13 protein-coding genes are annotated in these 13,196 nt (G+C 69.3%); 3 read left to right on the forward strand and 10 right to left on the reverse strand.

What is annotated here, in order from left to right; genetic code table 11:
* Positions 1-64: 64 nt before the first annotated feature.
* From NE358_RS07645 to NE358_RS07655, 3 genes are all read left to right on the forward strand, one after another.
* On the forward strand, positions 65-382 hold the full coding sequence (locus NE358_RS07645) for a dioxygenase (RefSeq protein ID WP_246078124.1): 318 nt from the start codon (positions 65-67) through the stop codon (positions 380-382).
* Between the two features lie 132 nt (positions 383-514).
* Positions 515-2,167 carry a DUF349 domain-containing protein gene (locus tag NE358_RS07650; protein WP_435302735.1) on the forward strand — a complete coding sequence of 551 codons (1,653 nt, stop codon included), beginning with the start codon at positions 515-517 and terminating at the stop codon, positions 2,165-2,167.
* Between the two features lie 64 nt (positions 2,168-2,231).
* Positions 2,232-2,804 carry a hypothetical protein gene (locus NE358_RS07655; protein ID WP_141376686.1) on the forward strand — a complete coding sequence of 191 codons (573 nt, stop codon included), beginning with the start codon at positions 2,232-2,234 and terminating at the stop codon, positions 2,802-2,804.
* Here the strand turns inward: NE358_RS07655 and NE358_RS07660 are convergent.
* The 10 genes from NE358_RS07660 to pdxS form a co-directional block, all read right to left on the reverse strand.
* Positions 2,783-5,032: a RelA/SpoT family protein gene (locus tag NE358_RS07660; protein ID WP_103209499.1), complete on the reverse strand. Its 2,250-nt coding sequence runs from the start codon at positions 5,030-5,032 to the stop codon at positions 2,783-2,785. The genes NE358_RS07655 and NE358_RS07660 overlap by 22 nt on opposite strands.
* Positions 5,033-5,132: 100 nt before the next feature.
* A complete protein-coding gene (gene secF / locus NE358_RS07665; RefSeq protein ID WP_116239771.1) occupies positions 5,133-6,119 on the reverse strand; it encodes a protein translocase subunit SecF in 987 nt (328 codons plus the stop codon).
* The gene (gene secD / locus NE358_RS07670) at positions 6,119-7,828 is read right to left on the reverse strand and encodes a protein translocase subunit SecD (protein ID WP_103209494.1); all 1,710 of its coding nucleotides are present in this window, start codon (positions 7,826-7,828) and stop codon (positions 6,119-6,121) included. Before secD ends, secF begins: the two co-directional genes overlap by 1 nt.
* Positions 7,829-7,876: 48 nt before the next feature.
* The gene (locus NE358_RS07675) at positions 7,877-8,320 is read right to left on the reverse strand and encodes a preprotein translocase subunit YajC (RefSeq protein ID WP_103209492.1); all 444 of its coding nucleotides are present in this window, start codon (positions 8,318-8,320) and stop codon (positions 7,877-7,879) included.
* Positions 8,321-8,400: 80 nt separating this feature from the next.
* The gene (gene ruvB, locus NE358_RS07680; RefSeq protein ID WP_103209489.1) at positions 8,401-9,447 is read right to left on the reverse strand and encodes a Holliday junction branch migration DNA helicase RuvB; all 1,047 of its coding nucleotides are present in this window, start codon (positions 9,445-9,447) and stop codon (positions 8,401-8,403) included.
* On the reverse strand, positions 9,440-10,060 hold the full coding sequence (ruvA, locus tag NE358_RS07685; protein WP_289942517.1) for a Holliday junction branch migration protein RuvA: 621 nt from the start codon (positions 10,058-10,060) through the stop codon (positions 9,440-9,442). The genes ruvB and ruvA overlap by 8 nt, the downstream gene beginning before the upstream one ends.
* Positions 10,061-10,069: 9 nt before the next feature.
* Positions 10,070-10,672: a crossover junction endodeoxyribonuclease RuvC gene (ruvC, locus tag NE358_RS07690; protein ID WP_289942518.1), complete on the reverse strand. Its 603-nt coding sequence runs from the start codon at positions 10,670-10,672 to the stop codon at positions 10,070-10,072.
* A gap of 48 nt (positions 10,673-10,720) precedes the next feature.
* Positions 10,721-11,479: a YebC/PmpR family DNA-binding transcriptional regulator gene (locus NE358_RS07695; RefSeq protein ID WP_103209481.1), complete on the reverse strand. Its 759-nt coding sequence runs from the start codon at positions 11,477-11,479 to the stop codon at positions 10,721-10,723.
* A gap of 187 nt (positions 11,480-11,666) precedes the next feature.
* Positions 11,667-12,278: a pyridoxal 5'-phosphate synthase glutaminase subunit PdxT gene (gene pdxT, locus NE358_RS07700; protein WP_289942519.1), complete on the reverse strand. Its 612-nt coding sequence runs from the start codon at positions 12,276-12,278 to the stop codon at positions 11,667-11,669.
* Positions 12,268-13,152, reverse strand: a complete 885-nt coding sequence (gene pdxS, locus NE358_RS07705; protein ID WP_186316626.1) for a pyridoxal 5'-phosphate synthase lyase subunit PdxS — start codon at positions 13,150-13,152, stop codon at positions 12,268-12,270. Before pdxS ends, pdxT begins: the two co-directional genes overlap by 11 nt.
* Positions 13,153-13,196: the final 44 nt, after the last annotated feature.

Genomic DNA, 13,196 nt, shown 5'->3' on the forward strand with positions numbered 1-13,196 from the left:
GGCCTCCGACACCGCGTCCGCGAGAGCGAAACCAGCGCAGGGGGCGGCCTTTTGTAGGATCGACGTGCCCGGACGGGCGGAGGAGGTCGATGTGGCGACGCGCGGGAAAGACCGGCAGACGCGGGAGCAGCGCGCGCGTGCTCGCGCGTATCAGGCACGGCTCGAGCTCCACGCCCGTCAGGGGCGGCGTCGCACGCGCGACAATCTGATCGGCGTCATCGTCGGTCTCCTCGTGATCGCCGGAGCGGTGGGGGCGCAGACCGCCTACTTCGTCGCGGGCCCCGGTGCGCCGACGCCGGCCCCCTCTCCGACGGAGAATCCCACGACACCGGTCCCCACGGAGATCCCCGCGCCCCTTCCGTCGCCCTCGTCCACTCCCTGACCGCCCACACGGGGCCGTCGTCGCGACCGGGCGGTGATGCGCGCGCCTCGATCCTGTGTCGGAGGGGCCGCGCGTACTAGGCTCGGAGAGTCCTTCTCCCCCAGGCGGTTCTGCCGCGATGAGGTGCTACCCGTGACTTCCGTCCCCACTCCCGAGACCTCCGACCCGCGCGACGACGCGAGCGCCGTCGAGGTCGATCCCGCCGCCACGACCCCGGTCGAGGCGGAGACCGACGCTCCCGCGGCCGAGGGCGCGTTCCCCGACGAGGCCGCCGCTCCCGCCGAGGAGCACGAGGCTCCCGCCGCCGCTGCCCTCGCCGATGAGGCGCCGCGTCCAGACGAGTCGGCGGATGCCGCTGAGCCGGCGCCCGTCGACGAGGCCGGCGCCGACGAGGCTTCGGACGCTGAGCCCGCGGAAGACCATGCGGCCGCCGAGGTCGAGGCCGCCGCCGACGAGGCGGAGGCGCCCGGCGCCCAGCCCGCCGTCGTGCAGCCCGTCCTCCCGCGGCCCGGCGCGCGCATTCCCGGCCCGCCTCCGGGCAAGACCGCTTCCGCCGCGCCCGCTCAGCCGTGGGGCCGCGTCGACGACGAGGGAACCGTCTCGGTCCGCGAGGGCGACGACTGGCGTGTCGTGGGCCAATACCCCGACGGCACGCCCGCCGAGGCGCTCGCCTACTACCAGAGAAAGTTCTCGGATCTCGCCAGCGAGGTCACGCTGCTGGAGACCCGCCACCGTCGCGGTGGTGCCTCGGCATCCGACCTCCGCTCGACGGCGAAGACGCTCCGCGGCAAGCTCGACGGCGCCGCCGCGGTGGGCGACCTTGCTGCCCTCATCGCTCGCGTGGACGCCCTCACCTCCGAGCTCGCCGAGGCGAGCGAGAGCGAGGCCGTCGCCGCCAAGCAGGCCACCGAAGAAGCTGTGCGCGAACGCACGGCGATCGTCGAAGAGGCCGAGGCCCTCGCCGCCCGTGATCCCCAGACGGTGCAGTGGAAGCAGATGACCGCCGACATGACGGCGCTGTTCGAGCGGTGGCAGGCCCACCAGCAGAACGGTCCCCGACTGTCGAAGTCGACGGCGCAGCAGCTGTGGCGCCGTTTCCGCGACGCCCGCGCCACGGTCGATCGTCACCGCCGCGAATTCTTCTCCTCGCTGGACGAGACCCACAAGTCCGCCCGTGAGGCGAAGACGCGTCTCGTCGAGCGCGCCGAAGCCCTCGCGCCTCGTGGCGAAGACGGCATCGGAGCGTACCGCGACCTTCTCGACGCCTGGAAGGCTTCGGGCCGCGCAGGGCGCAAGGTCGACGACGCACTCTGGGCACGCTTCAAGGCCGCCGGTGACGCGCTCTACGGTGCGCGTATCGAGCGCGAGTCGGCCGACGCTGAGGCCTCGAAAGAGAAGATCGAGCAGAAGCGTGCGCTCCTCGAGAAGGCCGCGCCGATCGTCGACGAGAAGAACCTCGCGACCGCCCGCCAGAAGCTGACCGCGATCCAGCGCGAGTGGGACGAGATCGGCCGCATCTTCCCGCGCGACAAGGAGCGCGTCCTCGACGACGAGCTGCGCAAGATCGAGCAGAGCGTGCGCACGCGCGAGGATGCCGACTGGAAGCGCAACGACCCCGAGCAGAAGGCGCGCGCGAACGACATGACGCGTCAGCTGACCGACGCGATCGACAAGCTCGAGGCCGAGCTCGCCGACGCCGAGTCGCGTGGTGACAAGCGCGCCGCGGCCCAGGCGTCGGAGGCCCTCGAAGCGCGCCGCACCTGGCTGCGCGCCCTCGGCGGCTGATCAGTTCTCCACAGGTGGACGGTTTCGGCCGTCACGGGCGACACTGCCCCGCCACACTGGCGGGATGGTGTCGCCCTTTCTGTTCTTCCCCGGCGAGCGTCTCGCTCTGAGCGAGCTCAGTGCCGCGTGCCTCGACGGGCTCCTCGTGCCGCTCGGTGAGGGGTTCATGCCCGCCGACGCGGTCGAGACGGCGTGGATGCGCGCCCGAAGCCTCGTCCCCCTGCTGGGGGCTCGATGGGCAGGGGTACGGCTCACCGCGGCATGGGTGCACGGGGGGATGCCGACCGAGCCGACGCGGCACCACCTTCAGCGGGTGGCGAAGACACGGACGCGCGCGCACCACGTGACCCGCGCGGTCTTCCACGACGTGCGCCTGCCGCCGGCCGACACGGTGTCGCTCGCCGGCATCCACTTCAGCACGCCGGGGCGAAGCCTTGCCGACCTCGCCCGCTCCCAGGACGAGCAGCAGCGCGCCGTGGCGCTCGCGTGGGCGAGGTCCGACCCGCGTACGCGGAGGGAAGCGCAGGCCTGGCTCGATCGGCATCCGACATTCCCTCACGGCAGGCGTGGGACCGCGCTCCTCGCGAGCGTGACCGCCGACGGCGACCGCGAAGCCTACGACGAGGTGACGCGGTAGACGTCGTAGACGGCGTCGATGCGGCGCACGGCGTTGAGTACGCGGTCGAGGTGCACGGTGTCGCCCATCTCGAACACGAACTTGCTGAGGGCGAGCCGATCGTTCGTGGTCGACACGGTGGCCGAGAGGATGTTGACGTGGTGCTCGCTGAGCACGCGGGTCACATCGCTCAGGAGCCCCGAGCGGTCGAGGGCCTCGACCTGGATCTGCACGAGGAAGACGCTCTTGGTCGTGGGCGCCCACTCCACGTCGATCAGACGGTCGGGTTCTTCTTTCAGCGCCTTCACGTTGGTGCAGTCGCCTCGGTGCACCGAGACGCCGCTCCCGCGCGTCACGAAGCCGACGATCTCGTCGCCCGGCACCGGCGTACAGCACTTCGCGAGCTTGACGAGGATGTCGGGGGCACCGCGCACGAGCACACCCGAATCGCCACCGCGCGGGGCGCGGCTGCGACCGACGGGGATGTCGATGGGCCCGGTGTTCGTCTCTTCGACGTTGACGAGCGCGGTGACCTTCTCGATCACCGATTGGGTGGAGACGTGACCCTCGCCGACGGCGGCGTAGAGGGCGGAGACGTCCTCGTAGTGGAAGAGCCGGGCGACCTCGGTGAACGAGTCCTGGTTCATCAGGCGCTGGAGCGGCAGGTTCTGCCGGCGCATAGCGCGGGCGATCGAATCCTTGCCCTGTTCGATGGCCTCTTCGCGGCGTTCCTTCGTGAACCACCCGCGGATCTTGTTGCGCGCACGAGTGCTCTTGACGAAGCCGAGCCAGTCCTGGCTCGGGCCGGCGTCGGGGTTCTTGGAGGTGAAGACTTCGACGACGTCGCCGCTCTGCAGCGTCGACTCGAGCGGCACCAGGCGACCGTTGACCTTGGCCCCCATTGTGCGGTGGCCGATCTCGGTGTGCACGGCGTAGGCGAAGTCGACCGGGGTGGCGCCCGTCGGAAGTCCGACCACACGACCCTTGGGCGTGAAGACGTAGACCTCTTTCGCGCCGATCTCGAAACGCAGCGAGTCGAGGAACTCCCCCGGGTCGGCGGTCTCGGCCTGCCAGTCCGAGATGTGCGCGATCCACGCCATATCGGCGTCGACGGCCTTGGCGTCGGCCTTGCCGCCCGCCATCCGCTCCTTGTACTTCCAGTGCGCGGCGACGCCGAATTCCGCCTGCTGGTGCATCTCGTGCGTGCGGATCTGGATCTCGACCGTGCGGCCGCCCGGTCCGATGACCGTGGTGTGCAGCGACTGGTAAAGGTTGAACTTCGGCGTGGCGATGTAGTCCTTGAAGCGACCCGGCAGCGGCGTCCACCGCGCGTGTATGGCACCGAGCACGGCATAGCAGTCGCGCACGGTGCCGACGAGGATCCGGATGCCGATGAGGTCGTAGATGTCGTCGAACTCGCGACCCCGCACGACCATCTTCTGATAGACGGAGTACAGCTGCTTGGGTCGGCCCATCACCCGGCCGCGGACGCGCAGCTCACGCAGGTCGGCGTCGACGGCGTCGATGACGTTCTGGACGTACTGCTCGCGCTGAGGCGTACGTTGCTTGACCAGGCTGTCGATCTCGGCGTACAGCTTGGGGTGCATCACCGCGAAGGAGAGGTCTTCGAGCTCGCTCTTGATCGCCTGGATGCCGAGGCGGTGCGCGAGCGGCGCGTAGATCTCGAGCGTCTCGGTCGCCTTCTTCGCGGCCTTGTGCGGGGGCACGAAACCCCAGGTCCGGGCGTTGTGCAGGCGGTCGGCGAGCTTGATGAGCAGGACACGGATGTCTTTCGACATCGCCACGATCATCTTGCGCACGGTTTCGGCCTGCGCGCTGTCGCCGTACTTGACCTTGTCGAGCTTGGTCACGCCGTCGACGAGCATCGCGACCTCGTCGCCGAAGTCGGCGGCGAGCTCGTCGAGGGGGTATCCCGTGTCTTCGACGGTGTCGTGCAGCAGGGCCGCCGCGATGGCCTTCGGCCCCAGCCCGAGCTCGGCGAGGATCTGCGCGACGGCCAGCGGGTGCGTGATGTAGGGCTCGCCGCTCTGACGCTTCTGCCCGTCGTGCGCCTTGTCTGCGACGGCGTAGGCCCGCTCGATGATCGCGAGGTCGCCCTTGGGATGGTGCGTGCGCACCGTGCGCAGCAGCTTGTCGACGTCGTCACGACGGGCCGCGCGCGAGAAGATACGCGGAACGAGACGTCGCAAGGAGGACGGCGGCGGCGCGGAAGAAGTGATCTCTGCCATGTCACACCCCTTCCTTACGGCCAGTCGATCAAGTCTATGCCTCGCGGCAGGGGTCCACGGCGGGGTCCGCCGGCGGAACCCGAGGGGCGGGGCCCCGGCCTCAGGCCGGGACGCCCGCCTTCTCGCGGGCTGCCACGACGCGCGCGTCGCGCTGGGCGATCGGCTTCTCCTTCTCGCGCAGCAGGGCGTACATCGGCACAGCCACGAAGAGCGTCGAGTACGCGGCGACGATCGTGCCGACGAAGATCGACAGCGAGATGTCGCTGAGCGTGCGCGCACCGAGCGGTACACCGATGAAGAGGATCGCGCCGACGGGCAGGATCGCGACGACCGTCGTGTTGATGGACCGGATCAGCGTCTGATTGGCGGCGAGGTTCACCGACTCCGAGAACGTGCGACCGGAGATCTCCCCGTCCTCCCTGGTGTTCTCCCTCACCTTGTCGAAGACGACGGTGGTGTCGTACAGGGCGTAGGAGAGGATCGTCAGGAAGCCGATGACGGCGGCCGGCGAGATCTCGAAGCCGAAGACGGCGTAGACACCGACGGTGATGACGAGCACGTCGACGAGGCCGATGATCGCGGCGACCGACATCTTCCAGGTGCGGAAATAGAGCGCCAGGATCAAGAACGTCAGCGCGAGGAAGATCGACAGTCCCCACAGCGACTGACGAGTGACGTCGTTACCCCAGGTGGGGCCGATGAACGAGTTCGTGATCTCGGAGGCCGGCACGTCGTACGCCGTGGCCAGGGCGGACGAGACCGCCTGCGTCTGATCGTTGTCCAGCTGGTCGGTCTGCACCCGAACGGACTGGTCACTGATCGTGGTGACGCGGGTGGTGGCATCCGGGACGACCGAGGTCACGGCCTGCGTGGCCAGAGCCTGGTCGAAGGTCGACGGATTGGACACCGTGAACTGCGAGCCACCGGTGAACTCGATCGAGAACTGCACGGGCCGGAAGAGCGGCACGAGGGCCGCGCCGATCACCAGGACCGCGGCGATGATGAACCACAGGCGACGACGCTGCACGAAGGGGAAAGATGTCTTTCCCGAATAGAGGTCGTTGCCGAGCTGCGACATGGAGCGCATCAGTCGTCTCCCTCCTTCGTGGAGCGGCTATCGCCGCGGCTGGCGGCCGCCAGTTCGGCCTGCTTGCGTTCGGCGATCGTCTGCCGACGCTGCGCCTCGCCGCGGGACTTCTTCACCCGACCGGCGTCGACCACGGGAGCCCGGAACTGCGCGCGACCGCGGTACACGGCGCCGAGGGCGTTGGGGTCCATCCCTGAGAGGGGGTGACCCGAGCCGAAGAACCGGGTGCGAGCGAGCAACTGCATCACGGGGTGGGTGAACAGGATGAAGATCAGGATGTCGATCGCGGTCGTGAGGCCGAGCGTGAACGCGAAGCCCTTCACCGTGGCATCCGCGAGGATGTACAGCACGACGGCCGCGAGGATGTTGATCGACTTCGAGATGTAGATCGTGCGCTTCGCGCGCGACCAGCCGTCCTCGACCGCTGCGGTGATCGACTTGCCGTCGCGCAGTTCGTCTCGTATTCGTTCGAAGTAGACGATGAACGAGTCAGCCGTGAAGCCGATGGTGACGATCAAGCCGGCCACACCCGCGAGCGAGAGGCGGAAGCCCGCTCGCCACGCGAGGATGCACAGTGCAAGGTAGGTCAGCACCGCCATCACGCCGAGCGAAGCGATGATCACGGTACCGAGCGCTCGATAGACGATGAGCGAGTAGATCGCGACGAGACCCAAGCCGATGAGACCGGCGATGAAACCGACCTGCAACTGCTGCGAACCGAGCGTCGCCGACACGGTGTCGGAGCTCACGACCTGGAAGCTCAGCGGCAGGGCACCGTACTTCAGTTGATCGGCGAGGGCCTTCGACGACTCCTGCGTGAACGATCCCGTGATGCTGGGGCGGCCGTCGACGATGATGCCGTTCATCGACGGTGCCGACAGCACGGAGCCGTCGAGCACGAACGCGAACTGGTTCAGCGGCGGCTGCGCACCGTAGAGACGCTGGCTGATCTCGGCGAATTTCTGCGTGCCCTGGTCATTGAAGACGAGGTTCACGGCCCACTGGCCGGTGTTCTGCTCCTGGCCGTTGGTGGCGTTGGAGATGTCGGTGCCGTCGAGCTCGACGGGGCCGAGGATGTACTTCTGCCCGTCGTTCGTGCCGCATGTGATCATCGGCTGATCCGCGGGCGCCTGGGCGGGGTTGCTCGGCGGGTTCGCGCAGTCGTACGCGAGGAACTGCGCCTGCAGGGCAGGGGTGATGTACGCCGGGTCGCTCGCATTGGTCGGCGAAGCCGTGGGCGTCGACGGCAGGCTCGGGTCGGGCGTCGGGTAGGGCGTCGAGACGCCGTCCTGACCCACGAACGAGGTCGCCGGCGAACCGGTGAACAGCACCGGGCGCAGCTGCAGCTGGGCCGAGCTCTGGATGCGCTGTCGCGTGGCCTCGTCGGCCTGTCCGGGGATCTGCACGACGATGTTGCGTCCACCCTCGGTGGCGACGTCGGCTTCGCCCACGCCCGAGGCATCGACGCGCTGGCGGATGATCGTGACGGCCTGTGCCAGCTGTTCGCTGTCGGGCGCGGCGCCGTCGGTGGTCTGGGCTTGCAGGATGATCTGCGTGCCGCCCTGGAGGTCGAGCGCGAGCTCGGGGGTCCAGGAACTGGCGTTATACACGTACACGCCCAGCGCGTTGATGCCGAAGAGCACGCCGGTGATGGCGAGCAATCCGGTCAAAACGCGCCAGGCGTGACGGACGGGAGTCGAGGGCGCCACGGAGTCGGCTTTCTGTGCGGCGGTGAACGGAAGGGCGGGAGGGGGCGATCAGACCGCGGGGCGGTCCTTGTCGTCGCGCTCGGCGTCGGCGGCGTGCTGGCGGGCGGCGCGCTGGTCGTCGCTGATCGAGGTGATGTCGCCGTCGGCGACACCGGCGACGTACTCGGCCTCGGTCTCCTCGGCTTCGATGTACTCGTCCTCGGTCACCGTGCCCGCGGCAGGGTCGACGATGCGGAGGATGGCCTGGCTGTGCACCTTGATGACGACACCGGGGGCGATCTCGACGTGCGCCGGCTTGTCGAGGTCTTCGCCGTCGTACTCGACAATGGTGCCGTAGAGGCCGCCCTGCAGCAGCACCTCGGCGCCGGGGACCGTCTCGCGGGCCTTCTGCTCGAGCTCGGCCTTCTGCTTCTTCATGCGACGGCGGGAGCTCAGGAACATGAAGACGAGCAGACCCGCGAACAGAATGAGCAGGAGGAAACTGGAGTCCATGGAGGCGGTGCACCTTTCAGATCAGGCGCGCCGTGCGGCACTGCCTAGCGGGGGTCGGGGAATCCCCCGCCGAGTATAGGTCATGAGCCCCGGCTGAACCGGAGCATGCCGTCGGGATGGGGCGCTCCGAGGTGGTCGTACGCCTCGGGAGTCGCCACCCGCCCGCGCGGGGTCCGACCCATGAATCCGATGCGCACGAGGTACGGCTCGACGACCGATTCGATGGTCTCCGGCTCCTCTCCGACGGCCACGGCGAGGGTGCTGAGGCCTACCGGTCCCCCACGGAAGCGGCGCACGAGGGCGTCGAGGACGGCCCGGTCGAGGCGGTCGAGGCCGATGGCATCCACGTCGTAGAGATCGAGAGCGGCGCCGACCGTCCGCACGTCGGCGTGGCCCTCGTCGGTCCCGGTCGACGGACCGTTCACCACGAGATAGTCCCGGACGCGCCGGAGCAGGCGGTTGGCGATACGGGGCGTTCCTCGCGAGCGGCGGGCGATCTCGGAGCGCGCGGTGCCCGGGAGGCCGACATCGAGCATGGATGCCGAGCGCGAGACGACCCGCTCCAGCTCTTCGGGCTCGTAGTACTCGAGGTGGGCGGTGAAGCCGAAGCGGTCGCGCAGCGGGTTCGGCAGCAGGCCCGCGCGTGTTGTGGCGCCCACGAGGGTGAAAGGAGCGAGGTCGAGGGGGATGCTGGTCGCGCCCGCGCCCTTGCCGACCATGATGTCGATGCGGAAGTCCTCCATCGCGAGGTACAACATCTCTTCCGCCGAGCGCGCCATGCGGTGGATCTCGTCGATGAAGAGCACCTCCCCCGGCGTGAGCGACGACAGCAGGGCGGCGAGGTCGCCCGCGTGCTGGATCGCGGGACCGCTCGACAGGCGGAGCGGCCGACCGCTCTCGTGCGCCACGATCATCGCGAGGGTGGTCTTGCCGAGCCCCGGAGGACCCGAGAGCAGGATGTGGTCGGGGGAACGCTGCTGGATCCGCGCTGCGTCCAGCAGCAGCTGCAGCTGGCCGCGCACCTTCTGCTGGCCGACGAACTCTGCGAGCGAGGTGGGCCGCAGGGCGCCCTCGATGGCGAGTTCGACCTCGTCGTCGGGCGTGCCGGCGTCTCGGACGTCAGCCACTCACGCTCTCCTTGCGGGCGGGGCCCAGCAGGGCGAGCGTGAGTCGGAGGAGCGCTTGGACCGAGGCGCGGTCGGCCTCGGAGGCGGTTTCGGCGACGGATGCCACGGCCTCGGCCGCCGTCCGTTCCGTCCAGCCCAGGCCCACGAGTGCCTGCGTCACCTGCACGGGAACCTGGCCGTGCGGCGAGACGGCGGCGGGAGCGGCGGCCGGGGCGACCTGCAGCTTGCCGGCGAGCTGGACGACGATGAGTTTGGCGGTCTTGGGGCCGATGCCCGAGACGCGGCGGAACGGGGCGTCGTCGTCGTCGGCCACGGCTTGGGCGATCTGCGGCACGGTGAGCGACGACAAGACGCCGAGGGCGGACTTCGGGCCGACGCCGGTGACGCTGATCAGCTGGGTGAACACGGTGAGCTCCTCGCGGGCTTCGAAGCCGTAGAGCGACAACGCGTCCTCGCGCACGATGAGGTTCGTGTGCAGGTGGACGTCGTCGCCGACATGCACCGTCCGCGCGAGTTGCGCGGTCACGGCGACGGAGAAGCCCACACCTCCCACCACGATGACCAGCGAGTCGTCGGCGACGTGAGCCGCCGTACCGTGCAGCGAGGAGATCATCCCGACAGCCTACGCGCCCGTTCGTACATGTGTTCGAGCGACACGCGTCGGCGGAGTGCGCTTCTTCTCGGCATCCCTCCAGGCCTTCTGGGCGGGTGTCAGGGCGCCGTCTCCCGAGGAGGCGGCCGCTCCCCCGCGCCAGGCGTGGCACAGCGCAATCGCGAGGGCGTCGGCCGCATCCGCGGGCTGAGGGAGGGTGTCGAGCCGTAGGACCCGGGCGACCATCGTCTGCACCTGCAGTTTGTCGGCGGAGCCGTACCCGGTGATCGCGGCTTTCACCTCGCTGGGGGTGTGGGTCGCGGCGGTCAGGCCGTGCTCGGCTGCCAGCATCAGGGCGATGCCGCTGGCCTGAGCGGTGCCCATCACCGAGTGGAGGTTGTTCTGGGCGAAGACGCGCTCGACGGCGACGACGTCCGGCTGGTGTGCGACGAGCACCTCGCGGATACCGGCGGCGATCGCCGCGAGACGCTTCTCGATCGGGTCCGTCGGCGCGGAGCGGGCGACGCCCACGTGCACGAGCGAGGCCGTGCGGTTCGGCGAGACGTCGACGACGCCGAGGCCGCAACGGGTCAGGCCGGGGTCTATGCCGAGGACGCGGAGGGGACGAGACACGGCCCCCACGCTAAGCGCAGGGGCCGTGTCGAGACGAAGGGCGCGCCCTTACTCGTCGTTCTCGAGTTCGGCCTGAACGTCGGCGCTCATGTCGAAGTTCGTGTAGACGTTCTGCACGTCGTCGCTGTCTTCGAGGGCGTCGATCAGGCGGAACACCTTGCGGGCGGTGTCGGCGTCGACCTCCACCTTGAGCGAGGGGACGAACTCGACGTCGGCGGAGTCGTACTCGATGCCGGCATCCTGCAGCGCGCTGCGCACCGACACGAGGTCGGAGGCCTCGGTGATGACACCGAAGCCTTCGCCGTGCGGCTCGACCTCTTCGGCTCCGGCCTCGAGGACCGCGAGCATGACGTCGTCTTCGGTCGTGCCCTCGGAGGGGACCACGATGACGCCCTTGCGGCTGAAGTTGTAGGCGACGCTGCCCGGGTCGGCGAGCGTGCCGCCGTTACGGCTGAGGGCGGTGCGCACCTCGGCCGCGGCGCGGTTCTTGTTGTCGGTCAGACACTCGATAAGGAAGGCCACACCGTTGGGTCCGTAGCCCTCGTACATGATCGAGGAGTACTCGACGGCCTCGCCGCCGATGCCGGCACCGCGCTTGATGGCGCGGTCGATGTTGTCTTTGGGGACCGAGGTCTTCTTGGCCTTGAGCACGGCGTCGAAGAGGGTGGGGTTGCCCTGGAGGTCGGCTCCACCGAGCTTCGCCGCGACCTCGATGTTCTTGATGAGCTTGGCCCACGACTTGGCGCGACGGGAGTCGATGACCGCCTTCTTGTGCTTGGTCGTGGCCCATTTGGAGTGTCCGGACATGCTGCAACTTTATCCTGGCTTCCACGAGGGCGTTGGCGTGCAGGCGAGCTCGGTCTCTTGCGGCCCCGCCCAGGTCCAGGAACGAGACGAACTCACCCGCTGCGCACCTGGATCACACTCCCGTCCGGCGCACCGCGACCGCGCGTCGCGATCGACGGACGCGAGCAGCTCCACCGCGGGTGCGGAGTCAGTGCGCGCGCATCCCGCGTCGGTTCGACACGTGGTCCAGGAACCGGCGATGGAACCGCGTCTCCCCCGTCGATTCGGGGTGGAACGCGGTACCCAGCAGGGCGCCCTGCTCGATCGCGACGACGCGCCCATCGGGAAGGGATGCCAGGGGCTCGGCATCCGGTCCCCACTCGACGACCGCGGGCGCACGGATGAAGACGGCGTGTACCGGCGGATCACCGAGGGCGGGGACGTCGAGGTCGGTCTCGAACGAGGCGGTCTGGCTGCCGAAGACGTTGCGGGCGACGCGCGCGTCGATGCCCCCGAAGGTCCGCTGGCCGGTGATGGCGCCGTCGATGCGGTCGGCGAGCAGGATGAGTCCCGCGCACGTGCCGTACATCGGCATGCCGTCGGCGATCGCCTCTCGGATCGGGTCGAAGAGATCGAAGGCGCGCGCGAGTTTGTCGATGACGCTCGACTCGCCGCCGGGGAGGACGAGGCCCTCCACGGCGGCGAGCTCCTCGGGTCGGCGCACCGGGTGGGCGTCGACGCCGAGGGCGGTCAGGACCGCGAGGTGCTCCCGCACGTCTCCCTGGAGTGCGAGAACGCCGACGCGGGGATTACCAGCCACGCTCGGCGAGGCGGTGCGGCGCGGGGAGGTCGGCCACGTTGATGCCGACCATCGCCTCGCCGAGTCCGCGCGAGGCCTCTGCCACGACCTTGGGGTCGTCGTGGAATGTGGTGGCCTTCACGATCGCGGCGGCGCGCTGGGCGGGGTTGCCCGACTTGAAGATGCCCGAGCCGACGAACACGCCGTCGGCGCCGAGCTGCATCATCATCGCGGCGTCGGCGGGAGTGGCCACTCCCCCGGCGGTGAACAGCACGACGGGGAGCTCGCCGGTCTCCGCGATCTCGGCGACGAGGTCGTAAGGCGCCTGCAGTTCCTTGGCCGCGACGTAGAGCTCGTCCTTGGTCTTCGCGCGCAGGGCGTTGATCTCGCTGCGGATGGTGCGGATGTGCTTGGTGGCCTCGGACACATCGCCGGTGCCGGCCTCGCCCTTGGAGCGGATCATCGCGGCTCCCTCGGTGATGCGGCGCAGCGCCTCACCGAGGTTGGTCGCGCCGCACACGAACGGCACGGTGAAGTTCCACTTGTCGATGTGGTTGACGTAGTCGGCGGGCGAGAGCACCTCGGACTCGTCGATGTAGTCGACGCCGAGCTCCTGCAGGATCTGCGCTTCGACGAAGTGGCCGATGCGGGCCTTGGCCATGACGGGGATCGAGACCGAGGCGATGATGTCGTCGATCAGGTCGGGATCGCTCATGCGGGCGACTCCGCCCTGGGCGCGGATGTCGGCGGGCACGCGCTCGAGCGCCATGACGGCGACGGCGCCGGCGTCTTCGGCGATGCGGGCCTGCTCGGCGGTGACGACGTCCATGATCACGCCGCCCTTGAGCATCTCGGCGAGACCGCGCTTGACGCGGGAGGTTCCGGTGTCGGTCATGTCCACTCCGTTCGGCGCCCGGGGGCGCGAGTTCCGCGCTTCGG

It is taken from the genome of Sphingomonas sp. G5, assembly GCF_052660795.1.